This is a genomic window from Flavobacterium piscisymbiosum, assembly GCF_020905295.1.
Taxonomy (GTDB): domain Bacteria; phylum Bacteroidota; class Bacteroidia; order Flavobacteriales; family Flavobacteriaceae; genus Flavobacterium; species Flavobacterium piscisymbiosum.
This window is the reverse complement of record NZ_JAJJMM010000001.1, coordinates 5,629,080-5,654,799: the sequence shown is the minus strand read 5'-3', so window position 1 is coordinate 5,654,799 and position 25,720 is coordinate 5,629,080. Positions and strand designations below refer to the sequence as shown.

The following is a 25,720-nucleotide window of genomic DNA, read 5'->3' as shown; positions in this document are numbered from 1 at the left end:
CTGATATCATGAAAAAAAGTATAACATATCTAGTCTTATATATGATAACGGCAACTCTCTTAAGTTGCGACAATTTTGTTGATGTAACACTCCCTGATTCCCAGTTAACAGGTGAAAAAGTATTTGAAGATGCAACAACTGCAAATGCCGCCATGGTAGATATTTATTCGAAGCTGCGTGACACAGGAATATTAACAGGTCTCCTAAATGGAGCATCTGTAAGTCTTGGCATGTACTCCGATGAGCTCATTTACCATGGTTCCGGTGTAGAGCAGGGATTGCCCTATACTAATACTATAATTGCGACAAGTGGTATAACTTCAGATCTTTGGAATCAGAGTTATCATCAAATATATTGTGCAAATGCCGTGATTGAAGGGGTGCAGAATTCGGTTTCTTTATCCTTGAATGATAAAAACCGTCTTACTGGAGAAGCCTTATTTGTTAGGTCGCTGGTGCATTTTTATCTGGTTAATATTTATGGAGATATTCCATATATTACAAATACTGAATATGAAAAGAATAAAATAGCAGGAAGAACTCCTTCTGCAACTGTTTATTCTAATATTATTTCAGACCTCGATCAGGCCATTAAATTGTTACCAGAACAGTATCTAACTGCGGAACGTGTAAGACCCAATAGATCAGCAGCTAATGCTTTACTTGCCAGGGTGTATCTCTATAACAAGCAATGGGCTGAAGCATCAAACTCGGCTTCTGCTGTGTTGAATAATCCAGCATATGTAATAGGAAATAATCCGGACAAAACATTTTTAAAAGAAAGTGTTTCAACTATATGGCAGTTTATGCCAAAATTAAATGGGAATAATACAGATGAAGGAGGATCCTTTATTTTTCTTAGCGGCTCTTCTACTTTCGTTGCCTTAAGCCCGGATTTGATTGATGCTTTTGAAATTGGGGATCTTCGAAAATCGCACTGGATCAGGGAAGTAAACGATGGTGCGAACATCTATTATCATTCTTTTAAATACAAACAGCATACTAAAACTGACCCCAGTGTGGAGTACTCTATTATTTTCAGAATTGCAGAACAATATTTAATTAGGGCAGAAGCTCGTGCAAGGCAGGGAGAACTTATTGGAGCCAAGGAAGATTTAAATAAGATTAGAAATGCTGCAGGCTTGGCAAATACGACTGCAAGTACAGCTAACGAAATAATTAATGCAGTGATTAAGGAAAGGAGGGTTGAACTCTTTACGGAGTATGGTCATCGTTTTTTCGATCTCAAACGTACCGGAGAACTTGATGCTGTTTTATCACTTGTTAAACCGGGATGGCAGACTACGGATCAATTATGGCCTCTTCCTGAAACAGAACTAATTGCAAATCCAAACCTTTTTCCTCAAAATGAGGGATATTAATATTCATAAAATGAAAAGACATTTAAGATTTGTTTACGGAATTTTCTCTGTACTCATACTTGAATTAGTAACCTGTCCCGCGATGGGGCAGGGACTAATTAAGAGAGATATCACCTCTGAGGATTATAAACTTTGGAGTAAGCTTTACAGTGATAAAATCTCTGATGATGGAAATTGGATTAGTTATGAACTACGCTACGAATCTCATCACGATACGTTATTTGTCAAAAATACCATTACAAATAAAACATTCGATTTCCCAAAATGTTCCAAATCTAAATTTGGTGCAGAAAAAGTATTTGGCTGTATGGATTCCAATAAAAATTTGAAGGTAATGGATTTGGTTAAAGAAACTTTATTTTTAATAGAAGATGTTATAAGTTATGAGTTTTCGAATGATGGTCAATTTATCATTTCTTTGGAAACTAATAACAACAAGCAGTCAAATCTTTGTATTAGGTATATTGATGGGAAGCTGGTTCGCAGGATTGAAAATGTTACTGAGTGTAAATTGAATAAATTAGGGAATAAAGTGATTTATGTGTCTTCAAATGAACAAACATCAAATATTGGTCAGATTGCTTTTACCAGCAAAGTATCCGTTGTGGAAGTGCTTTCTAATTTGCCTCCCAAGATTCAGAACATAACATGGGCAAAAGACGAAAGTACTATTGCATTTTATGGATTAAACAAGACATGGGAGCTCTTTATGTATCAAATGGAAAATAAGAAAATATTCAACATAAAAGATCTGCCTGTGAGTTACTTTGGAAGCAGTCAGATTGCTGTTGGTAATAATATTAGTTTAGAGATTTCAAATGATAACACAGCTGTTTTTTTCTATTATAAAAGTGCTAAGGAAAAAGTTCTCGATAAACCAATTGTTGAAATTTGGAATGCTAATGATAAATCGCTTTATATAGATCGCGAATTAGCGCAAACTTACAACAAACCCTTTCTTGGTGTCTGGTACCCGCAAATGCAAATTTCAAAACCAGTTAGTGACAAAAAATATCAATGGGTAACTCTCACAGGCGATCAAAGATTTGCCATAGTAGCTGATCCACTTCGGTACGAGCCGCAGTTTCTTCTCTTTGTAGACGTGGACTATTATATTGTGGATATAAAAAATGGCAGCAGGGAACTTTTAGTGGAAAAGATATCAAGTCATCCCTCAAACATTCAAGTATCTCCCAATGGAAAGTTCGTAAATTATTACAAAAATCATGGATGGTGGATTTATGATATTAAAAAAAAAACGCATACTAATATCACAGCTGGTCTTGCGACTGCATTTGACAATAGATTTGAGGATCCTAATCCTGAATTATACGGATGTGCAGGATGGACAAATGATGGAAAAAGTATTTTAATTAATGATCAGTTTGATGTCTGGAAAATTTCAACAGACGGAAAAAATAAATCCAGATTAACAGATGGAAAAGAGAAAAAAATCTGCTTTAGAATGGTTAATAAAGATTTGAGTAATATACCTTCAGCCAATTACTCAGGTATTAGCAGCAGTGTTTATGATTTAGATAAAATAAATATCCTTTCTGCTGAAAGTACTGTAAATGCTGATTCAGGATATTTCACTTTCGATCAAAAAAAAATAAAACCTTTAGTTTTTAAAGACAGGAAAATAAGCAAGTTATTAAAAGCCAAAAATAAAGATACTTACGTTTTTACAGAGCAAAGTTTTATGGATTCTCCAAATATTGTTTTGAAGTCTTCATTACAAGATCAGGATAAAACGGTAGTAAAAACCAATACACAGCAAAAGCACTTTTATTGGGGAACAACCGAAATGATTCATTATTACAGTTCAAAGAATAAGCCCTTGAATGGTGCACTTTTTTATCCTGCACATTACAACGCCTCAGTAAAGTATCCGATGGTTGTCTTTATCTATAGTAGCCCCTCTGGAGCAATTAATGATTATGTGAATCCCACCGATCATAATGGGATTGGATTTAATATTACGACCATGACGGCAAGCGGCTATTTTGTATTGCTTGCCGATATTGCATATGAGAAGGGAAATCCTGGAATTTCAGCAGTTGAATGCGTGAGCAGTGCAGTAAAAAAAGTGGTGGAAAAAAACTTGGTGGATCCGGCAAAAGTGGGACTTCTTGCACAGTCCTTTGGAGGGTATGAAGCTAATTTTATTATCACCCAAACAAACCTTTTTGCGGCAGCAGTTAGTGGTTCAGCAGTATCTGATATTATACGTACTTATTTTTCAATTAGTGCTGATTATTCCAATCCTGAAATATGGAGATATGAAAGCCAGCAATATCGTATGGTTGACTCTTTTTATGAAAATAAAGATGCTTATCTTCGAAATTCTCCTATCCTTCACGCTGAGAAAATAAAGACCCCGTTGCTCACCTGGGCAGGCAAAAATGACGGAAACGTTAAGCCTGAGCAATCGACAGCACTTTATATAGCCATGAGAAAGCTTAATAAAACACACATTATGCTGCAGTATCCTAACCAGGGACACATATTAACAGCGGCTTTGGCACAGGAAGATTTAAGCAAAAAGACAATAGAATGGTTTGACCACTTTTTGAAAAATAATGCGCCTGCTGCATGGATAGTGAACCGGAAGTAAAGTAATTTTTGTGGTTATAATATATGCGGTTTCCTTCAAGGAAACCGCATATCTCTTAGCCTTATTTAAGGCTCAGCTTTATAAAGTTGAATATTACATTGTCCGGCAGCATTTTTACGGAAAACTTGATTTTCATCATTCTCATCCATACATAAATTTCCATTATTAACTGGCGTGCAATTTACTTGAACATCATCACAATTACTCGGGGATCCGGCAATTTGAATATACTCTGTAGTTAATGCTTTTTTAGCATCACTTTCCTTCTCTGACTTGGTGCTTATTGCACCTGCGCTGGCCAGTACGAATACTGCTGCAGGCAAAATCATTTTTACAATTGTGTTCATAATAAAATAATTTAAGTTATTGATCTACTCTTTTGTACAGGTTTTCAATCGTTACCCCTGCTATCGGCCCGATATGTTTTTATGTTGGTTGGTTTTTAAATCTTTATCGAGTTTATAACATTGCAAATTTTGACCAACTATAACATATAAATTGTTCCCAAGAACAATCATGTCTTTCATCTTAAATTCTTCAACTTTATAAATATATATACTAGATAAATAAGAATTTAAATCTGTATCATACACATCCACAATCGTTGCAGTATCCCACATTTCTTTGGGTTCAAAGCGACCGCGAAGTGATGAATTCACAAACAAAAAATTATCTCTAATTGTGCTTAATTTGTTAACGATATTATCAGGAGAAGATAGTTTGCGCTGTCCTTTATCCTTGATGAAAACCGGTTTTAAGTTTGCTGTTTTTGTAGTATCGATTGTATTTCCCCGATATCTTAATTTTAAATTATTATCGGTTACTATAAACTGGTTTCGATAGTAGTATAAGTATACAAAGCTTTTGGTTTCAGAATCATAATTCATCATGCCGTCGGTGTCAAAAAAGCCATCAATCTGTTTTTGCAATAGGTCTTGATGAAGATTGCTTTTAAGACTATTTTTAAAATTAAAGACACCAAGGGCATTCTCCCTGGATTTTTCCAGCTGGGTTCTGAAGGCGATTTTTAAAGAATCAATTACGACTGCTTTTGAAAAATAATAGCCACTATCTTTCATCAAAATTTCAGCTTTCCAATCCGATATTTTACCTCTATAAATAATAGGTACTGTACCATCCATAACAAAAAAATAGGGCGGAGAGATTCTTACTTGAACAGATCGGAAAGAATAGCCTGCATTTTCCAATTCAATTTTATAATGTTTTTTTACTTTTAATGTTGAATCATATTTGAAAATATGAAGAGGTGCCCTTTGATCTCCTATGTAAATTGAATTTTGATCAGTTCCAGCAATATATAAAGTATTATTGTGCAGTTTTGTTTCAGCTATTTTTTTACTTGAACCGGGAGTGAATCTTCTGATGAAAGGATTTTCTTTATGTATTATATTCTCAGATCGAAAGTATAATAAGCTCATTATTAAACTTCCTGATATTGTCAAAACAAAAAGTTTTAGCATTGTTTTATTATAATGTACTGAATTCAAAACTGTAGCTATTACAGCAAGAAAAACAAAGAAAATATTAAAAGCAAGATGCTCTTTCCAGCCCATATTTTCTAAAACACCACCGCAAGAACAAGGGATAGTGTAACTAAAATTTAATATAATAATGATATAAACTGTAAAGAGTACCATTAATTCAAATGCAGCATAAAGAGCTAAAATTCGCGTTTTAGAAAAGACTAAAAGTAAGGCGACCACGAGTTCTGTAATAATAACAAAGTATGACAAAAACCCAGCATAGGCTCCTAAAATTGGTGATTGCCCAAGCTGAGCCTGAAAATTTTCAAATTCTAAAATTTTACTAACTGCTGCATAGACAAATAATGATACATACAGAAGGCAAATTAGTTCCAGAGTCAAGTTCTTTATATTTCTCTTCAATTTCATCTTTTGTTTTACTGATTTTATAAATAAATTCCAGGAAGTTATTTAATTGTTTAGAATTTGTAATCAGACAAAATTACTATAGAATTTAAGTGTAGTTGTTATCAAAAACCTGCCAAGATTTTTCAATAACATTCAATCGTAGTTAAAAACAGGATAGGGTGCAGTTGATAATGAAAAAGATGCCATTAGAAAAATAATTTCTAATGGCATCAAAGTAATTTGTTGATTTTTAACTGTCGCTACTTTATTGTATCGCCAAGTACACTTAGTTTTTCACTGAGTTCAATCAGACCTGCTTTTTGTAAACATTCCTCTCCTAAGAGTTTTAATTCCTGAAGGTTTTCTTCTTGAATACTTGTCATGAGAATCGATGGTTTGTCATTGTCCTTAGCAGATAATCCACGTTCAATAACATGGTTTAATAACAATACATTTTTTCGTGAAATTTTCAAATCAATCTTCACTACATCATTCATGCTTGGGATACTAAGAACAGTATCAAAAACCTTGGCCACATCATTTGTTGTCATAATCTTCACGTTTTTAAATTAATAATTTATTTATACAAAGGTATAAAGCTAGTCTTAAAGTGTCATGGACATAATATGTCCATCATAGGTAAAATCCATTTCGCTTACTTAATTTTGTCTCTGAATTAAACTGCAAAGATCAAAATGAGCAATCAAAAACCTTCCTTAAAACAGTCAGGATTTTGTTGTTTTAAAATTGTTCTATTGCTTTGAAAGAGCACGTTTTTCAATCTAAAATTTACAGGATAAATGGACATTATAGCTGCCCCGTTACAGTAGTTCCAAATTATAAGCAGTGTGCACTTTCCTTGAATTCTAAAAATAAAAATGAAATAGATTTTAGAAAAATATTAAAAATTTAATGACTGTCTTTATAGTGTATTAAGTTCTATGAAGAATACAGTTAAAACGTCAAATTGTCCAAAAAAGAGGTAATAGTTGGATATTTTGAATTTTTAAAATCTTTGAAAATACCAGAATGTCTAAAGAACATTAAAGTATCGGCAGGATTGCCACGTTCCTGCAATCGGCAAGATGTCCTGTTGTTAAACAACAGCCTTCTTGCTGCTCTATACTCGGAACTCGTGAGCAGTGATACTAAAAGCATAAATTAAGGTTTGATAACAATGAAAAAGAGAGAAAATGAAAAGAGAAAATTCAAACAGAACACGCATTGTTGGGTTACGCTTTACACCAGAAGAGTATGCGAAAATTGAGAAAAAATGGAAAGCCAGTACTTGCCGCAAACTGAGTGATTACATTCGTAGGCACTTATTTGAGAAATCTATAAACACCACTTACAGGAATCAGTCTTTAGATGATATGATCCATGAAATGACCCAGTTATTCAAGCAATTAAATGGTATTGGAAACAACTTCAATCAGGCAGTAAAAAAACTACATACATTAAATCAAATTCCGGAATTTAAAGTATGGATTTTAAGTGCTGAACTGGATAAAAAAAAACTTTTTGACAAGATTGATGAAATCAAAAATTACATCCAGAAAATCTCGGAAAGATGGTTGCGATCATAAAAACAGGATACTCTATCCACAAGGTTTTCTATTACAATGAAAACAAAGTAAAAGAGGCTGTTGCAGAATGTATTGGAGCCGGAAATTATCCCATTGATGTCGGTAAAATGAAGGATGAAGTAAAATTAAACCGGTTTTTAAAACAACTTGAATTAAATGAGAATGTAAAGCGAAATAGTGTGCATATCTCAATCAATTTTGATCCTTCAGAAAATCATTCCAAGGAAGAATTAATGGCTATCGCGGATACTTATATGGAAAAAATCGGATTTGGCCAGCAGCCTTATCTCGTGTATCAGCATCACGACTCCGGACATCCGCACATCCATCTGGTCTCCATAAGTGTTCAGAGAGATGGTAGACGAATTGACATGCAAAATATTGGCAAAAACCGATCTGAACCCGCAAGAAAAGAAATCGAAGAACGCTTTGGACTTGTTAAGGCGCAAGGAAATAAAAATAGTACTGATTTCACCCTTAAGCCAATCATCTCACAAAAGATTCAATACGGGCGAGGCGAATCGAAAAAGGCTATTACAAATGTACTGGGTCACGTGCTTTCATCATATAAATATACCAGCTTTCCAGAACTCAATGCTGTGCTTAAACAATACAATGTTTTAGCAGACCCAGGTAATGAAGATTCAAGAATGTTTAAAGCAAAAGGACTAATGTATCGGATACTCGATGAAAATGGAAAACCAATCGGAGTTCCCATAAAAGCCAGTCTGTTTTACAACAAGCCGACACTGAAATTTTTAGAAGAAAAATTTGCGTCTAATAAAACAAATGAAGTCTCAGATTTAAGAAGGGTAAAAAATGCCATTGATATCGCATTCTTTAAAACTCAAATATCACTCGCAGAACTAGTTCAAGTACTGCAAAAAGATGGAATCAATACTGTTTTTAGAAAAAACGCAGAAGGATTGCTTTATGGAATTACCTACGTTGACCATACCACAAAATGTGTTTTTAATGGAAGTACACTTGGTAAACAATACAGTGCCAAAGCAATACAGGAACGCTGCGCCTCCATTAATCCGGGTGAGCAAAAAACGACAAATTTGGTTAGTGAAAAATTACACGAAATCACATTTGAAACACCGAAATCGGAAATCCTTACAACGCTGTTTGGTGATGATTTTAGAAATAACAAATACATAGGGTCCAGCACAATAATGGGGCAATTAGCAGAGATGCTCACACAATCCGAACAGACGGCTAATTACCTTCCATACGAGCTGAGAAACAAAAAGAAAAAAAGAAGAGGACAGTCCAATAATCGATAAAACTTTACATCATGGCTATGCAGACAGGAGAAAACGAACAGGCACTGAGAAAGATCTTGGATATGACAAGACTAATCAGTATTATTATTTTAACAATCCATTTTTATTATTACTGTTATGTAGCCTTTCGGGAGTGGCATTTGGTAAGCGGCTTTAGTGATAAAATCATGGGTAATATTTACCATACCGGATTGTTCAGTAATTTTCATAAATCCAAACTCTTTGCTTTGGGGTTTTTAATCATTTCCTTAATTGGTGCCAAAGGGCGAAAAGATGAAAAGCTGAATTACAAAACAGCTTTCGCTTACATCATTACAGGCATTCTTATTTACTTTATAAGTTATCTTTCACTATACCTGAAAATAGAACTAATGCTGGCAGCAATTGCCTATATGACCATAACTTCCAGCGGTTTTCTTCTGATGCTTTCCGGTGGCACATTATTATCGCGTATTATAAAAAACAGGCTCAACAGCAAGGATGTTTTTAATAAAGAAAATGAAACTTTCCCCCAGGAAGAAAGATTCTTGGATAATGAATATTCCATCAACCTTCCGGCCCGCTATCACTTAAAGGATAAGATAAGGGACAGTTGGATAAACATAATTAATCCCTTTCGGGGATTGCTTGTTTCCGGCACACCAGGATCTGGGAAATCTTATTTCGTCATACGCCATGTCATTACCCAGCACATCCGTAAACAATTCACCATGTTTGTCTATGATTTCAAGTTTGATGACCTGACCAGAATTGTCTATAATAGCTGGCTTAAATACAAACATCTCTATCCAAAATTACCTCAGTTTTATGTCATTAATTTTGATGATCTGACCCGGACCAATCGGTGTAATCCGTTAGAGCCTTCTGGTATGAGTGATATTACGGATGCTTCAGAATCGGCGCGTACTATTTTGCTCGGACTCAACAGGGAATGGATCAAAAGACAGGGCGATTTTTTTGTAGAATCACCAATTAATTTTCTTTCCGCCATAATATGGTATTTACGAAAATACAAAGACGGAGAATTCTGTACACTTCCACATGTAATTGAACTCATGCAGGAAGATTACGATAGTCTCTTTACACTGCTCAGGACTGAAAAAGAAATTGAAGTACTTATTAATCCCTTTGTGAATGCCTACCTAAATAACGTAATGGACCAGTTGGAGGGGCAGATTGCTTCTGCAAAAATTGCCATGGCAAGGCTTTCCTCTCCACAATTGTATTATGTTTTATCTGGTAGCGACTTCACATTGGACATCAATAATCCTGAAGATCCAAAGATCGTATGTATGGGCAATAATCCGCAGAAAATCCAGATATATGGAGCTGTATTGTCGCTGTATGTAAACCGATTGGTAAAGCAGGTGAACCAAAAAAACAAACAGAAAAGCAGCCTGATATTTGATGAATTTCCAACTATTTATCTAAACAATATGGACAGTTTGATTGCCACCGCCAGAAGTAATAAAGTAGCAACTTGTTTGGGTATTCAGGATTTTAGCCAGCTGCGTAAAGATTATGGACGTGAACAGGCAGATGTGATTATGAATATTGTTGGAAACGTAGTCAGTGGGCAGGTTACTGGAGATACTGCCAAACAACTTTCCGAACGTTTCGGAAAAATTATGCAGGACAGGGAAAGCCTTTCAATTAATAGCGGTGATACGTCTATAAGCCGGTCCAAACAATTGGAATCCGCAGTTCCGCCATCCAAAATCTCCGGGCTTAGTTCCGGTGAATTCGTGGGTATGGTAGCCGATGATCCTGATTGTAAAATAGAACTCAAAACCTTTCATTCTGAAATAGTAAATGACCATGAAGCATTAAAAAAAGAACAGGATCAATATGTTGATATTCCTATTATTCGCAAAGTTGATAATTCGATGGTACAGCGCAATTATCTACAGATAAAAAAAGACATCAAGGATATTATTTATGCAGAAAAGGAAAGACTACTAAATGATATTGAACTAAGTCATTTAGTAATTAAGAAGTGATAATAAATTAAAATCAGAAATAATGATACAGGAACAATTTACCGATATAATCCAATTAATAAAACAATCCAGATCAAAAGCCATTTCAGTAGTTAACACTGAAATGATTAATCTGTACTGGAATATTGGACAATACATTTATAATCGTATCGAAACAGCACAGTGGGGGAAATCAGTAGTAAAAGAACTGGCTGATTTTTTGCAAAGAAGCGAGCCTGATTTAAAAGGATTTTCGGATAAGAATCTTTGGAGAATGAAACAGTTCTATCAAACATACAAAGCTTCTCCAAAACTCTCAGCACTGCTGAGAGAAATTAGCTGGACAAACAATCTTATCATTTTAAGCAGAACTAAATCAATCGAAGAACAGGAATTTTATTTGCGCCTCTCCAGTCAGGAGAAATTTAGTTCAAGGGAATTAGAAAGGCAGATAAATAGTGGTGTTTTTGAAAGAACCATTATTGGAAATACAAAAGTCTCATCAGTGATGAGAGAACTACATCCCGATATCACAAACACATTTAAGGACAGCTATATATTTGATTTTTTAAACCTTTCAGACTCCTACACCGAGAGTGATTTGCAGAAAGGTTTGATCAGTCAGATGAAAAACTTCATACTTGAATTAGGTAAGGATTTTCTATTTATAGCAGAAGAATATAAAGTTCAGGTAGGGCATAGTGATTTCTATATTGATCTTGTATTTTATCACAGGGGCTTACAATGTCTGGTCGCCTTTGAGTTAAAGTCAGATAAGTTTAAACCCGAACATTTGGGTCAGTTAAATTTTTACTTGGAAGCTCTGGATCGAGATGTGAAAAAGCAGAATGAAAACCCAAGTATCGGTATTTTATTATGCAAAGACCAGGATCATGCAGTGGTAGAATATGCTTTAAGCCGAAGCCTTTCTCCTACAATGGTTGCTGAATACAAAATTCAGCTTCCCGACAAAAAGCTACTAACACAAAAGCTGACAGATCTGCATTATTAAAAGATTATAAATTAATCACAATTATTACTCCTAAATTTGAAATGCTTCGTTGATGAATTCTTTAAGCCCTGCTTCTTCAAGTATTTCGATTGAAAATTCACCAAAACGTTTGGGAAGCCAGATAATTCTGATTCCACTCGGAGAATTAAGGCTCTCTCTTGTTAAAGCATTTCCATTTTCGTCCTCTGGCTGGACACCTGAGGCGGTCAATTCATCAAAGGCTGCTTCAATATCAGGAGTTGAATAACAGTGGCGGTAAATAGTTCCTTCACCTTTGGTGTCAAGGAGATTTTTGAGATTTCCGGAAAAAGGCTGCACAAGCATAAATCGTTCCTGGCCCATTTTCAAAACAGCATAGGTTACATGCAGTCCATCTCTCTCCCAAATGAATTTCTTTGAGGTCTCAGCCCCAAGGATTTTTTCATAATAATCACAAGCCGTTTGAAGGTCTTTGACTAAAATATCTATGTGGCTAAATTTGAGTTCCATTCTATATAATTTGTATTGGTTGGTAATTTTAATTGCGTGTTCGATAAATCATTTTTATAAATTTCAGTCAATACCATATTCTACATCATCACATCCATCAATTCCATTTACTTGATTTCATCCCTATCAATCTTTGTAGATATTCAAAGGCTAAAATAGCTAATCTTTTTTATACAATTTGACTTATTAGAGATACTACAGGCTGTTTAAGTTTTTAATCAGAGTTACTTAGTATATATAAAGCTTTCACTCGAAACGGACTAAAAGGGCAGCTAAGATAGTGGCTTAAGCATGCCCCGTGCGCATAATGGCGGCGCTTCCCTTGCCACCCTTCGGGACTTATAGCACCTGTGCATCCTTAAACCACTGGCATCTTGCTTTCTTTTTTCCCGTTTTTTCGTTTTGAAAACAATTTTTGTTAGGGCAGGACTAGAGAGAAAGTAAACAGTAGTAATCCTAAAAATTAAAATTATGGAAATCACAGGACGATTAACAGCAGATGCATCAGTTCAGGAAGTGAACAGCGACAAACAAGTGGTCAATTTCAGTATTGCCATCAATGACAATTACAAGCCAAAAGGAAGTACCGAAGTAAAGGAAGTAGTAACCTATATCAATTGCTCCTATTGGCTGAATGCTAAAACAGCACAGTGGCTTAAAAAAGGAACCCTTGTACAGCTCTTCGGGCGTATTGGCATGAGTGTATACAATAACAGCGAAGGCGTGGCAGTAGGAACGCTGACCTTTCATACCAATAGCATTAAAATTTTGGTTTTTCCCAAAAAAGAAGATACCGCCCAGGCCAATTCAGCAGTAAAGGAAAAGAAATCGAAAAAAGCACAGGACGTACCTTTTTAATTCTATCACAATCACTTAAAATATAATATCATGGCACACAATATAAATTATAACGAGCACACGGGAAAATACAGTTTTTTCAGCACTAAGCAAAAAGCATGGCACAATTTGGGGCAGATCATTACCGATTACCCCACAAGCGCCGAGGCAATTCAGCACGCAGGTTTGGATTATGAGGTAGAAAAACGAAAACTGTTTACAGCTGGTTCTGCCGAAATTATTTTGGATAATGAAATCGTTCATAATAATATAGAAGTACCAAATTACTACAGTACGGTGCGCACCGATAATGATGCCGTAATCGGTGTAGTGGGCAAAGACTACCAAATCGTACAAAACAGGGATGCCTTTTCTTTTTTTGACAGCATCGTTGGCGGTGACGGTATCCTATACGAAACCGCAGGGGCGCTCGGAAAAGGGGAACGCATTTTTATAACAGCTAAACTGCCCGATTATATAAGGGTGGGTAACGATGATTTGATTGAGAAATATATTTTCCTGACCACCTCACATGACGGAAGCGGAAGCATAACCGCAGCATTCACGCCTATACGCATTGTATGCAATAATACCCTGAATGCCGCTATGAACAACAAGACCAATACCGTTCGTATTCGCCATACCTCCAATGCCAGACAGCGATTGGAACAGGCACACAAAGTAATGGGGATATCCGATATGCTGTCTTCTCAGATGGAATCCATTTTTAACCATTGGACAAAAATCCGAATCACGGACAATGAAGTGAAAAAACTGATACAGTCTGCCCTTGTTCCCAATAAGGAAGTGCTCAAAACCATACAAGAGGGTAAGGAGGATGAACTCTCCACTTGCTTTACCAATATGGTGGATAGTGCATTTGAATATGCCATGAGCAATCCCACACAGCTTATGGAAACCACCAAAGGGACTGTCTTTGGGGCGTACAATTCTTTGACTGGCTATTTTCAGAATGTGAGAAATTACAAGAACGATGAAGCCAAATTAACTTCCCTCTTAATGGGGGGTACAGGGCAGATACGCACGCAGTCCGCTTTTAACCTTTGCGTGGATTTTGCCAGTAAAGGCTCGGATGCCTTGATTTTGAATTAATCAATAGGGGACAGGCAGTCTATGCCTGTCCTTTTAAATCCTGAGAGCATGATACAAATAGAAGATAAAAACGGAGAAAACATTGAGGTGCTAAATTTAGCAGAAGCAATAAAACAGGCGGACTATTTCAGGAGTTTTTCCCATACCGAGAAACTCTTTGAAAAGTTTGATAAAAAACGGCAAGCCTATTGGCAAGACCTGTACGAAAAATTAGTAGCGATTAGTGATTTAGAGGTAAAACAAACAAAACAGTAAAGCAATGGAAACCAATTTTTTTAAATCAATCCTTTCCCTGCAGGTAGCAGGGAACTGGAAAATAAACATAGCCAAAGAAGATACAGAGAAACTCATTGTATCTGTATTGTTCTTCAATGATACCATAGGAGATGATGCCCGAAAAAAAGTACCGCCTATTTTACTAAAGGGCACGGCAGAGGAACTCGACAGCGGATTTTTTCAGGCGGTTGCAGAGCCTGTAAAGGATACTGCACAGCTTTTTGCCAATATGGAACAGTTCCTCAAAGAAAAAGCACAGGCAAAAGTGAGTTCCCAAATGGAAAAAGACAACGTTCTGAAAAGGGATAAGGAAAAATCAGAATTGCAGAAACAGTACCAATCAGCCATGAAAAAAGCAGACGAACTCGAAACGGCAGGAAAGTTTAAAGAAGCGTGGATGAAAGTGCCTCCCGCTGACCTGTACCCTGAGTACAAGGACATCATTCATGCCCGAAAAGCGGAACTTTCCGACAAGTTTCCTGTTGACCTTTTCAATGACCCTAAAACCGACGAGCCATGTTAACAGCTACAACCTTAGAGCGCATCTTTATCTTCAGGGATAAAGAGCACGAGATTAAACTCGCTGACCCATCGCCGTCATTCAGCCCCGAAGCGGTACTCAATTTTTATGCCCAGACCTATCCGATTTTAACCACAGCATCCATAGAGGGACCTGTTATAAATGAAGATGCGGTGCAGTACAAATTTGTATCACAAATCGGAACAAAAGGATAAAGCATGAAAACACAAACCATAACAGGCAGTATCAAAATGCCTAAAAATAAAAAGTTATGCAGACTATACAGACAGCTTGGGGAATTCGCAGAAAACACAGACAGACTGCCCGATGCGCAGGAAGTAAAAAAGAACCCGAACAGTTCTGCTCCACTCGAACTCCTGCCGATGGTTTTTTAAGACATTCATTTCTGCCCTTATTCGAAAAAGGCGAAAAATTACCCGACCAATTTGAGGTGGAAAATGATTTTTTCAATTCTCTTGCTATCCTGAAAGGACTGTATGGTTTTGAAACAAGGAATGTGGCAAACAAATCCTATCCGTATAATATCCTCTTGATATACACAGACATTCAGAAACAGCTTAGTCAATCGGCACAGGATATTGAACTCAAAATAATGCAGGATGATGATGGGACGGTAAAAATGGCAACCCAACATTGTTATAACACCTGCAATACACTGTACTATATTCCTGTATTGCCTTTATATAAATTATTACAGGACAGCAGAGAAAAACAAACCGCAGAATTACTGCTCTCTGTTTTTGCCTATCTCTACCATATTGCAGGGATTCCGTATTACAGGGAAAACAACAGCTATCTTTTTTATAACTACGAGTGTATGGAAGAATGGCTTTTAGAGGATTTAGAGGATGAAGATTCCCAATCGGGCAACAGCATGATTTCAGAATTGAATAAGGCTTCTTACTATGGGGATGTTATGCACCGTAAAATATACAATCCCTATCATTTGAACGTATTCGAGAAACGTGTAAATAATTATAAAGTAAATACTTCTTTCGAAAATGACTGCCTGAGCGTTGCAAAAAAAGCATTGGGATTACTACAGAAATATCCCAGCGATACTATTTTCAGAAATACTTCCAATCAGGTGTTTGAAAGTGAAGAAGGGATTATAAGGGCGGAGCAGTACATTTCTTTTATAGCAGACACCGATGGAATACTTTATGAAAATATTCAGCGGGTAATCAATGATGAATTCAATGAATGCTCAGAAATTGAAGAACCCACAATCCTGCAAATCTATGATGCCCAAAACAAGCTGTCCAATACGGCTCTTGATTTTGAATACAGATTATTTCCACTGCTAAATGATTTATGCACCCTTTTAAATAATATGCCATGAAAGATTTAACCCAAAGATTTGGAACATTATACCATCCTGTAAAAGCCTTTGTAGTCTATAAGAAAGATACCGCTGACAAATTCATTTATGTGGAAGGCTACGACATGGATAAAAACGGCTGTCCCATAAATGCACATCCATTAAGCCGAAGGGAAACTGCACAGCTTGCAAGTGCTTTGGACACATCAGACGAACTCAACTGTAAATTTTTAAAGCCATCAGGACTGCTCCCTAAAAAGGTATTGTATTTGAATCCCGGGCATGATGGTTCTGCCATTTGGTACACGTCTGCCCAAAAGACCAGTTTATTTTTTGTGGAGAGTTTAGGGATTCCAAACGGTGAAACATTTGTACCGCCCTTGTTATGGAAAGCCACTAAAAACACGCTGTACATTTATGCAATGGACACCGACAAGGAAATAAACGAACAGACAGTGCTTTATCAGGCACCCTTTTTTAATTTATATAATGACGGCAGGGTCTGTATGGGTACGGTAAAAGTGGATATAAAGGCAGATTGTCATTTGGAAGATTTCATGCAATGGTGGGAGCAGTATTTTTTTAACAGCTATTTCAGTCATCTCATTGGAAATACAAGTCCCGTAAAAGGAAACATCATACAGCTCTGGCAGAAACTGATCGGGAGCACAAAACCATTTCCCGTAAAATCCCTGCTCAAAAATGGTCTAACAATTAAAAACATACTGTCATGAAAACGCAAACCGCCATGCATTACACGCACAATTACCTGATAAATCCAACCAATCCAATAACGGTCAATCTCATTGGGGCAGGAGGGACGGGAAGCAGGATGCTCACCGAACTCGCAAGAATAAGCCACAGCCTTATCGCTTTGGGACATGCTGGACTGCAGGTGAATCTTTTTGATGATGATGTGGTGACCAAAGCCAATCAGGGCAGACAGCTTTTTGCAGATGCTGAGGTAGGGCTTCCTAAAGCCGTGGCACTCATCAACCGCACCAACCGCTTTTTCGGTACTGCTTGGAAAGCCGTAACCGAGCAGTTCTCAACCGCTAACAGGAAATCCCTGCCCAATCGGGGCAGGGCGAACCTGTATGTAAGCTGTGTCGATACTGCAAAGGCACGTTTTGATATTGCAGATTTTCTGATGAGCAGTGAAAACAGCGATTTTGAGCGTACCAAATCCCTATACTGGCTTGACATCGGCAACGCCGAAAATACAGGACAGGCGATACTTTCTACAATCAGGGAAATCCAACAGCCTGATTCCAAACTATACAGGACTGTTCCCAGTCTTCCAATGGTAACCGATGAATTTAGGGAATTACTTCAAATGCAGCATGATAACAATGAGCCGAGCTGTTCCCTCGCTGAAGCGCTTGAAAAACAGGACTTGTTTATCAACAGCACACTTGCCAGTATGGGCGCATCGATCCTTTGGAAGCTGTTCCGTGAAGGAATGACCGCCCAAAGGGGATTTTTCCTGAATCTGGCAAGCTTACACGCTGTGCCCATAGTGGTGGGGTGATAGCCCCGCCGCCCCGCAATCGAGTTTCCTTCCTCCGGTCGGTCAATTGCGGGGCGCTCTAAGCGGTGTGCCTGCTCTTTTGGTGGATATGACCAAAAGCGGCAGGCACGTGTTGTTTTTGGTTCTGCCTTAAAATTGATTCTGGTACGCTGATTTTTCAGGAAGGTTTAATTCTTTTAAGGTTTACCAAAAGCTCATATAATTTCTTATCGTGCATAATTTGGATCGCTGTTTTTTCATTGTTTTACTTTTGGCATACTAACTTATAAAGAGCAGAAAAATGTCTAACAAAAATCAAATGGCTGTAGGGGTAAAAAGAACGAATCGCGCTGAGCAAAATGCACTAGATAAAAGGTCTAGTCAACTAAACCCTAATAATGGTAAATATGCTTTGTCCCTTTAAAAAAGCAGTACAAAATTCAGTAAAGGCAAAGAAGATCAATGTGATAGGACACATTTGGTGATGACTGGGAGTTTAATTACGATTGACACGCAATAAATTTATAATATTTACTTTAGGTTCTGATCGTCAAAACCTGCTGTCATAAATAACAGGTGCTTTAATATTTTTTGAATTATAACTTCATCTAATTCTTCAGGTTTCTTAATAAGCTCAATTGTGAGATTCTTGTTCTTTATATCCCCTGGGTTAAAATGATTGTTTTATACTCATAGTTATTGGAAATAACATGAGCTTATTTCCAATCTGTGCTTCGATAGAAAACCTTCCAAATTCATTAGTAACTAAAACCTGTTCCGAATTTAAGTTTATAACGTCAACATTTTTCAATGCGACATCATTACACATCAACCTTCCCCCAATTCTGTTTTCTGACTCAGAATAACCAACTTTAAATAATAAAAAGAAGACCAAATGTTTGGTATTCCTACATATAAGGATCAAATAATAGAATATTTAAGTTCATGTGATGAACTTTTTCTTTACTTATTTTAAAATAATTTTACAAATGTGATTCTAAATTGCCTTCCATCGTATGAAGGCGCCAGAAAGGAGGTGGAATTGCGTTCTTTTTTGCCAAATATTTTTCTGGTCAGATATGGATTTAGCCAATATGCTGCTTTGGTACTTAAGATCCCTATTCCTGCTCCAGCTGCTACATCGGTAAGCCAATGCCTGTTGTTGTACATTCTAAATAATCCTGTTCCGGTAGCAATCGCATAGCCAGCCACACCATACCATATAGATTGATCTTTATATTCCTGATAGAGAAACTCAGCTCCCGCAAAAGCTATAGCAGCGTGACCTGAGGGGAAAGAATTATTAGTTGTTCCGTCAGGACGCTCAATATTGGTTATGGATTTTAATGCCATAACGCTTCCTAAGGTGAAAATTGTGGAAGTGGCTAAAATTACCGAGCGGTCTCTGATATTATTTTTTCCTTTCACACCAAATGCATTAAGGGCATAAACGGAAACAGCGGGAACATATCTTGAAAAATCGTCAACGGTTATTTTTGTGTCTATGTTTTCTGTAATTTCATCACGAATCTGGAAATTAAAACTTTTTATTTGTCCGCTTTCAATTCCCCAAAATCCATATCCTATTAGTACACCTGGAATAATAAGCTGTTTATAATTGAATCGTATATTTTTGACCGTATCCGTAAAAGTGCTGTCTCTTTCTTTGAACCCTTGTGAAAAGGCTGTGAAATTTATCAGCAAAAGAAGTACAATACTAGTTTTTCTCATATAAAAATTATTGAAATTACGTTACGTTTCGATCATTGCTTTACAATGATTTCGTAGAAATATGCAAAAACTTTATTTCTTACTTTTAATTAAAGGTATTAATTATTTTCCAGCGAGCGTTCCTTCTGAAATTTGAAATCATTTACAGTACCCAAAGATTGAAAATTGCTTAGCTGTAAAATCTTAATATTTTGTTATTCATTTAATCTTAAGGTAATCCTAAGTAATCACTTATTTTATTGAGGTAATTTAGTGTAAAGAATATCGTTGAGCCCTAATAATATTGGTCAAAACACGGTATTGATATTATTAATTAAAAATTATTTATTATGAGCACGAAGGAAAAAGAAGGACACGACCACCCGGAACATGACAAACATAAGGAGCATCACACGCATCCTGAGCACCACGAAGGGGAAGCAGGAAAAAATCATCCTGAGCATCATGACGAGGATGAGCACCACAAGGAGAAAGAGCACCATCAAGAAGGTGAGCACCACAAAAAAAACAAATAATCCCCAAGATGTTTATAACGTCCCTTGTCTATTGATGGCAGGGGGCGTTTTTTTTGCAGTGGCATTATTATGAACAGATATACTTTTTCAAACCACTGGGCTTTCTTGAAGATTTTGTTTTAAATAATATTTACTTTTAATGTATCCAGTTTTTTTGTAGATTTACAATGATGAGCTATCAAAGATCTATTTTTGTAATTTTACTGGCAGTACGTCTACTGACATTACTGTTGATTTCATGTGGAGACATTGATCGTCCCGTTCATGTTCAGCAGGACATGGTTTCTCATCAAAAAAGCAGCGATCATAACCACAAAGCTGTTTGCTGTTCGTTTTGCCAGTGTGCAAGCTGCAAAGGAGCTGTTGCTCTTACAGAGATAAATGAACTTTTTTTTTATTTTACTTTTCAATTTAAGGGAGGTACTTCAAACTCATATGAATCCTTTTCATCTTATTACCTTAGCTGCATATGGCAGCCCCCGCAGATAGGCAGCGCTGAAGCATAGCCAAAAAAACTTTCCATTTTTTTTCTCGGTGCCCCACAAGGCATTGATCAAAGTTACAGTATGATATTAATGCTGCAATTTTCTATTGACGTACGGCAGGGACATTTTGTTTTCTGTTTTCCGCCTGTACAATTTTATTATAGTAGTAATTAAAATGAATTCAAATTAAAAGGCTGCGCTTAGATTTTTATATAAGCAGATTAATTGCATTTCCAGTTAATCTGACTTTCAAAATTAACCTTATTATATAGGATTCTCATCAAATCCCTAACCAGTAATTAACTACTTGATAATGAATATTCTCATAATTGATAACCAGCCAAAAAATGTAAATTTTCTGCGTCTTGGGCTTGAGGACGAAGGACATTTTGTCCATACTGCCGAAGACGGTCAGGAAGGAGTTCTTCGGGCAACAACAAGAAACTATGACGTTATACTGCTAAGCTGGATACTGCCATCAGCTTCAGGCATGGAAGTGTGCCAGGCAATACGAGTATCTGATATCCATACACCTATAATTTTTCTCACAGCAAAGGACTACCTTGAAGATACCATTATAGGTCTGGAGTGCGGTGCCAATGATTATATAAAAAAGCCGTTTACCCGCGGCGAACTGCTATCAAGGATTATGGTCTATGAAAAAAAAGGGCAAAAAAAATCAGAGCGGGAATATTCACTCTCTGATATCACTATAAAAATGAGCAGCTGTAAAGTGTTAAAAGCCAACAGGGAGGTACTGCTGACACGTAAAGAATTTCTGCTGCTGGCTTATCTTGTGCGGAATAAAGGGGAAGTATGTTCCCGAGTCGACATTATACGGGAAGTATGGGGTATAGATTATGAATACGACACAAGTATTATTGATGTTTTTATGAGTAGCATTAGAAAAAAGCTTCGTGTTACTGCAGATGATAAAAGGCTGAGAACCGTCAGGGGCATTGGTTTTATGGCCGAGGAAATCTAAATAAAACTTAAAAAGTGAAATTAATAATTTACCATTCACAAATAAGAGTTGCAAACTACGGATTTGCAACTCTATTCCTGTGTTAAAAATTTATAGTGAAAAAACAGTAACAAAGCCCATTAATCCAGTAAGCATTACAACACATTTCCAGCAATTAAGTCTATTGTGCATCTTTATCATATTTTATGTTTAACTTAATAGTGCAATAGTTGTGCCATAAGACTGACCCTTAATTTTCTAAAAAATATTTTCCATTTGCACTTGGCTCTTTATCAAACATAAATTTCACAATAATACTCAAAAAAGGAAGAAAGAGAGAGAGAGAGAGAGAGAGAGAGAGAGAGAGAGAGAGAGAGAGAGTCTTTAGTAAATTTTTAGTTTTTTTTACAAAGTAAGAGGCTATACAAATCAAATAATCAGATACCTTGTATTGATCTTCTTATATTTATTAATACAGTCTAAACTATGTTAGGTTCATCCATTTAATCAAATCTTTAGATAATTTGATCTGAGTGAAAAAAAAAATAAGTTTTTTATATTGATAAATACATAACAAGCAGTTGAAAAGATTAATCATCATAGTACTTTCTATTTTAATTTTATCCCCATCATTTGGGAGCCTGTTTGTATATGCTTCATTCAAACTCAATCAGAAAGAGATAGCCAAAACTATTTGTGTACAGCGTAAATTAGCATTCAACAGCTGTAATGGTCGTTGTGAACTGCAAAAAAGTATCAAAAAATATTCTGATAACGAAAGAAAAATGCAGGACAGCCTAAAAGATAAATTAGAGCTTGTTTATGTTCAAAGTGCTTCTGAAGTAAACTTTGATATTGTTCCTTTTATTGATTCAAAAGAAAATACTTTTATTTTATTTGAAAAGAAACCTATAAAGGCTTCTAATCTTACTTTTCACCCTCCGCTCTGGTTGGTATAGATCAATATTTCAGTTTCAATTTTAAAAAGTTGATTTCATTGTAAGTATCCAATAATTCAAAAGAGTGTCACGTATTTTCATATTACTATATATGAATTTATTACAAGAATTGAGCTTATAGAAAAAAGCTGTTTTTATTCATACTATCTTTTTTACTACAGAAACTGTTGATCGAATTACTGTTTTGAAAATATACTTTAACTGTATTTTCAATTAAACATACTCAAATTTCGCAGCACTTTGGCTTGTTTTTATTTTCTAAATCTAGTCGTTTTGCGCTGTATTTTAAACAGTTTTCTAACATTCATTACCAATGAAATCTTTTAAATTTCTAGTCATTGCATTATTTAGTGTGATTACCTCCTGCACAATTGATAAAACAGATTACGAAGCCGAAATAGGCTCTGAAGTTTCTGAATATTATGAGTTTAGAGAAACCGTTTCCTTTACAAGCGGTAACTATAAAATCAGTATTGAAGCTTTAAACGGTACTTTTTATAAAGGTTATAATGAGCTTCATTTAAAAATTACTAATACACAGACCAGTCAGAACATAAGTACATCGGAAGTAACTTTTTTACCCATTATGACTGCCGCTGATGGAAGCAAAACTTCCTGTCCGCACCAGTATAATCTTCAATACGATGCGGTCAATAAATATTTCGCTGGATATTCCGTATTTACTAGTGAGAGTGTTACACCAGACAGCTGGAAATTATATGTAAGTTTTACCGCTGATAATCAGAAATATGAGATTAATAAAGATGTGTCTGTGGCTAAACAGAGCAACAAAAATCTCAACATGACAACTTTTACAGGAAAAGATAACCAACAATATAGTATTGCGTTAGTTGCCCCCCAAAAACCAACCGTTTCAGAAAATAAATTAACTGCAGGTATTTATAAATATAATAAACCAGCCAATGCAGCGGGAACTTTTCCGGATGCTTCTCAATTTTCTTATTCAGAAGTAAGCGGTTACACTTTAAAATTAGATCCAAGAATGCCTGAACCATCAATGGGAAATCACTCTTCGCCAAACAATCAGGATCTGACGCAGCAAAATGATGGTTTGTACCACGGAGTTGTCAATTATACCATGACAGGAAACTGGACATTGAATTTAATTATGATGAATCAAAATGGACTGATTATCAAAGGAACTGTAGTTCCAACAGATTTTACGCCGGGAGTTGAAGGTGTAAAAAGTGAACTTTATATTGATACATTATTCTAAAAACATGAAATATATAATAATGTTACTTTTTTTGGGATTGTCAGTAACAGCTCAAAACACACATGCACATCAAGACAGCATTAAAAATTTAGAAGAAGTACAAGTAAAGAGCGCAGCCAAAAAGAAAATAGAAACCGAAATGAAAATGGCTGTTTCAGTTGATGAATTTTTGTCATCATCAGATAATATCAGTTTCATAAAACGTGGCGCTTATGCTTGGGAACCACTGCTAAATAATATGAGCAGCGAACGCTCTACGGTTACCATTGACGGAATGCACGTTTTTGGTGCCTGTACCGATAAAATGGATCCGATAACGTCTTATGTAGAAAGCAATAATCTTTCGACAATTGATATAAAGTCGGGGCAGGAAGGAAGTCTTCACGGTGCAACTGTCGCGGGAAGTATCGATTTAAAAAGAAAAAGCACGCCGTTTGGTCTCGCTAAAAAATGGAACGGTGCCTACCAAACTGGATTTGAATTTAATAATAAACAGTTTTTTAATCTTGGAAATGTCTCTTATTCGGGCGAAAAATTTGTAGCCGATGGAAGTATTTCCTATCGAAAAGCAGACGATTATTATGATGGAAATAATGACCTAGTAAGACATTCACAATATAAAAAGTTCAACACTTCATTAGGTTTCGCTTATAAAACAAGTGATTTATCGGCGGTAAGACTCGATGCTATTTTTGATATGGCAAAAGATGTCGGCTATCCTGCATTACCAATGGATCTATCGCTTTCACGCGCGCTGATTACATCGGCTTCTTATAAACAATTATTTGAAGAAGGATTAATAAAAGTTGTCGATACAAAAATATATTTTAATGCAATTGAGCATTATATGGATGATACGACCCGTCCTGAAAACCTAGTTCATATGGATATGCCGGGCTGGAGTACAACTTACGGATTGGTTTCTAAAGCAAATGCAAAAAGAAATAATTATTCGTCTGAAATACAGTTGAATGCTTACGATAATTTGTCGATTGCAGAAATGAGAATGTATCCCCAGGATCGAAGCAATAGAACCATGTTTGCTTACAGCTGGCCGTGGGTTACGACTCGTTATGCAGGATTATCTATGAATAATTCCTGGGATCTTTCAGATAAAAGTCAGGTGAATTTAGGAGGTTCTTTGGGGGTAAATTACAATTACTCGAAATACGTAGAATTCAATTGGATTTTTCATCCCGGCGCACCGCAGGAACAAACAAGATTTTTACCGAGTCTTCACGCAGGTTATAATCTGGATATTGATCATTTTAATTTCTCTATTGGAACGGGTTACGGACACAGAGCACCTTCGGTTTCTGAAGGTTACGGATATTATATCTACAATAGTTTTGATCGTTACGATTATATCGGAAATCCGAATTTGAAAAATGAAATTTCGTATGAAGGAAATGCAAGCGCAGGTTTTAAAAACGAGAGATTAAGTATTCAGGGAAAAATTAATTACTTCTACATTGAGAATTATATCATTGGAAGAGTTTTAAGTATGGGAAGTCCGATGAACTATCAATCTGTTGGTGTAAAAGGGTATACTTCACTAGATTATGCCACACTTTTAAATATGTCGATGAATGCAAGTTATGATATTTTGCCGCATTTACATTGGAAAGGAACACTTACATACGCACGCGGCATGGATGATAAAGGAGGGAATCTGCCTTTTATTCGTCCACTTAGTTATCAGACTTCGCTTCATTTTATGCATAAAAATTTCGGAATACAGACTTCTGTAAATGGTGATTTTGAACAGATTAATTACAGCCCGGAATATGGAGAAGATTTAACTTCAGCCTATACAATCTGGAATATTTCTGCAAATTATAGTTTCAAAATCAATAAAATAAAAACTGTTGTGCAAGTCGGGGCAGAGAATTTATTAAACGAATATTACAGCACTTATGCCGACTGGGGAAATATTCCCAGAATGGGACGTAATATTTTCACGTCTTTAAAATTCAACTTCTAAT

At 36.1% G+C, this 25,720-nt stretch carries 24 protein-coding genes; 19 read left to right on the top strand and 5 right to left on the bottom strand.

Annotation, left to right across the window (positions count from 1 at the left end; all coding sequences use genetic code 11):
• Nucleotides 1-8 precede the first annotated feature (8 nt).
• On the top strand, nt 9-1,382 hold the full coding sequence (locus tag LNP81_RS23785) for a RagB/SusD family nutrient uptake outer membrane protein (RefSeq protein ID WP_230039730.1): 1,374 nt from the start codon (nt 9-11) through the stop codon (nt 1,380-1,382).
• A 10-nt stretch (nt 1,383-1,392) separates the two neighbouring features.
• Nucleotides 1,393-3,999, top strand: a complete 2,607-nt coding sequence (locus tag LNP81_RS23780) for a S9 family peptidase (RefSeq protein WP_230039729.1) — start codon at nt 1,393-1,395, stop codon at nt 3,997-3,999.
• 65 nt (nt 4,000-4,064) lie between these two features.
• On the opposite strand, the gene LNP81_RS23775 is transcribed toward LNP81_RS23780, so the two are convergent.
• The 3 genes from LNP81_RS23775 to LNP81_RS23765 form a co-directional block, all read right to left on the bottom strand.
• Complete coding sequence (locus LNP81_RS23775) at nt 4,065-4,346, bottom strand: DUF6520 family protein (RefSeq protein WP_230039728.1); 282 nt, start codon at nt 4,344-4,346, stop codon at nt 4,065-4,067.
• Nucleotides 4,347-4,406: 60 nt separating this feature from the next.
• Nucleotides 4,407-5,912: a DoxX family protein gene (locus tag LNP81_RS23770; protein WP_230039727.1), complete on the bottom strand. Its 1,506-nt coding sequence runs from the start codon at nt 5,910-5,912 to the stop codon at nt 4,407-4,409.
• Between the two features lie 239 nt (nt 5,913-6,151).
• Complete coding sequence (locus LNP81_RS23765) at nt 6,152-6,442, bottom strand: hypothetical protein (RefSeq protein ID WP_255700765.1); 291 nt, start codon at nt 6,440-6,442, stop codon at nt 6,152-6,154.
• Between the two features lie 642 nt (nt 6,443-7,084).
• Between LNP81_RS23765 and LNP81_RS23760 the strand changes: the two genes are divergently transcribed.
• The 4 genes from LNP81_RS23760 to LNP81_RS23745 are packed head-to-tail and all read left to right on the top strand — an operon-like array spanning nt 7,085 to nt 11,757.
• Complete coding sequence (locus LNP81_RS23760; protein WP_230039726.1) at nt 7,085-7,477, top strand: plasmid mobilization protein; 393 nt, start codon at nt 7,085-7,087, stop codon at nt 7,475-7,477.
• The gene (locus LNP81_RS23755) at nt 7,462-8,766 is read left to right on the top strand and encodes a relaxase/mobilization nuclease domain-containing protein (protein ID WP_230039725.1); all 1,305 of its coding nucleotides are present in this window, start codon (nt 7,462-7,464) and stop codon (nt 8,764-8,766) included. The genes LNP81_RS23760 and LNP81_RS23755 overlap by 16 nt, the downstream gene beginning before the upstream one ends.
• A 17-nt stretch (nt 8,767-8,783) precedes the next feature.
• Complete coding sequence (mobC, locus tag LNP81_RS23750; protein WP_230040944.1) at nt 8,784-10,766, top strand: conjugal transfer protein MobC; 1,983 nt, start codon at nt 8,784-8,786, stop codon at nt 10,764-10,766.
• Nucleotides 10,767-10,788: 22 nt separating this feature from the next.
• Nucleotides 10,789-11,757, top strand: a complete 969-nt coding sequence (locus LNP81_RS23745; protein ID WP_230039724.1) for a PDDEXK nuclease domain-containing protein — start codon at nt 10,789-10,791, stop codon at nt 11,755-11,757.
• Between the two features lie 30 nt (nt 11,758-11,787).
• On the opposite strand, the gene LNP81_RS23740 is transcribed toward LNP81_RS23745, so the two are convergent.
• The gene (locus LNP81_RS23740; RefSeq protein ID WP_230039723.1) at nt 11,788-12,246 is read right to left on the bottom strand and encodes a VOC family protein; all 459 of its coding nucleotides are present in this window, start codon (nt 12,244-12,246) and stop codon (nt 11,788-11,790) included.
• A gap of 471 nt (nt 12,247-12,717) precedes the next feature.
• Here LNP81_RS23740 and LNP81_RS23735 point away from each other — a divergent pair, with 471 nt between their 5' ends.
• The 8 genes from LNP81_RS23735 to LNP81_RS23700 are packed head-to-tail and all read left to right on the top strand — an operon-like array spanning nt 12,718 to nt 17,865.
• Entirely contained in the window at nt 12,718-13,104 is a 387-nt protein-coding gene (locus LNP81_RS23735) for a single-stranded DNA-binding protein (protein WP_230039722.1), read from the top strand.
• Nucleotides 13,105-13,134: 30 nt separating this feature from the next.
• A complete protein-coding gene (locus LNP81_RS23730; protein ID WP_230039721.1) occupies nt 13,135-14,196 on the top strand; it encodes a DUF932 domain-containing protein in 1,062 nt (353 codons plus the stop codon).
• Nucleotides 14,197-14,244: 48 nt separating this feature from the next.
• Complete coding sequence (locus LNP81_RS23725; protein WP_230039720.1) at nt 14,245-14,451, top strand: hypothetical protein; 207 nt, start codon at nt 14,245-14,247, stop codon at nt 14,449-14,451.
• Between the two features lie 4 nt (nt 14,452-14,455).
• Nucleotides 14,456-14,995 carry a prtrc system protein e gene (locus tag LNP81_RS23720; RefSeq protein ID WP_230039719.1) on the top strand — a complete coding sequence of 180 codons (540 nt, stop codon included), beginning with the start codon at nt 14,456-14,458 and terminating at the stop codon, nt 14,993-14,995.
• Nucleotides 14,989-15,207, top strand: a complete 219-nt coding sequence (locus tag LNP81_RS23715; protein ID WP_230039718.1) for a PRTRC system protein C — start codon at nt 14,989-14,991, stop codon at nt 15,205-15,207. The genes LNP81_RS23720 and LNP81_RS23715 overlap by 7 nt, the downstream gene beginning before the upstream one ends.
• Nucleotides 15,208-15,263: 56 nt before the next feature.
• Nucleotides 15,264-16,355 (top strand): hypothetical protein, encoded by a 1,092-nt coding sequence (locus LNP81_RS23710; protein WP_230039717.1) that lies wholly within the window; start codon nt 15,264-15,266, stop codon nt 16,353-16,355.
• Nucleotides 16,352-17,068, top strand: coding sequence for a prokaryotic E2 ligase family D protein (locus LNP81_RS23705; RefSeq protein ID WP_230039716.1), 717 nt, complete (start codon nt 16,352-16,354; stop codon nt 17,066-17,068). Before LNP81_RS23710 ends, LNP81_RS23705 begins: the two co-directional genes overlap by 4 nt.
• The gene (locus tag LNP81_RS23700) at nt 17,065-17,865 is read left to right on the top strand and encodes a PRTRC system ThiF family protein (RefSeq protein WP_230039715.1); all 801 of its coding nucleotides are present in this window, start codon (nt 17,065-17,067) and stop codon (nt 17,863-17,865) included. The genes LNP81_RS23705 and LNP81_RS23700 overlap by 4 nt, the downstream gene beginning before the upstream one ends.
• A 951-nt stretch (nt 17,866-18,816) precedes the next feature.
• Here the strand turns inward: LNP81_RS23700 and LNP81_RS23695 are convergent.
• Nucleotides 18,817-19,575: a phosphatase PAP2 family protein gene (locus tag LNP81_RS23695; RefSeq protein WP_230039714.1), complete on the bottom strand. Its 759-nt coding sequence runs from the start codon at nt 19,573-19,575 to the stop codon at nt 18,817-18,819.
• A 329-nt stretch (nt 19,576-19,904) separates the two neighbouring features.
• Here LNP81_RS23695 and LNP81_RS23690 point away from each other — a divergent pair, with 329 nt between their 5' ends.
• The 5 genes from LNP81_RS23690 (at nt 19,905) to LNP81_RS23670 (ending at nt 25,719) form a co-directional block, all read left to right on the top strand.
• Nucleotides 19,905-20,090 carry a hypothetical protein gene (locus tag LNP81_RS23690; RefSeq protein ID WP_056250015.1) on the top strand — a complete coding sequence of 62 codons (186 nt, stop codon included), beginning with the start codon at nt 19,905-19,907 and terminating at the stop codon, nt 20,088-20,090.
• Between the two features lie 798 nt (nt 20,091-20,888).
• Nucleotides 20,889-21,560 (top strand): response regulator transcription factor, encoded by a 672-nt coding sequence (locus tag LNP81_RS23685; RefSeq protein ID WP_056250011.1) that lies wholly within the window; start codon nt 20,889-20,891, stop codon nt 21,558-21,560.
• A 560-nt stretch (nt 21,561-22,120) separates the two neighbouring features.
• Nucleotides 22,121-22,498, top strand: coding sequence for a hypothetical protein (locus LNP81_RS23680; protein ID WP_230039713.1), 378 nt, complete (start codon nt 22,121-22,123; stop codon nt 22,496-22,498).
• 313 nt (nt 22,499-22,811) lie between these two features.
• Nucleotides 22,812-23,735 (top strand): hypothetical protein, encoded by a 924-nt coding sequence (locus LNP81_RS23675; RefSeq protein ID WP_056250008.1) that lies wholly within the window; start codon nt 22,812-22,814, stop codon nt 23,733-23,735.
• A 4-nt stretch (nt 23,736-23,739) separates the two neighbouring features.
• Nucleotides 23,740-25,719: a TonB-dependent receptor plug domain-containing protein gene (locus LNP81_RS23670; protein WP_056250007.1), complete on the top strand. Its 1,980-nt coding sequence runs from the start codon at nt 23,740-23,742 to the stop codon at nt 25,717-25,719.
• The last annotated feature ends 1 nt before the right edge of the window (nt 25,720 follow it).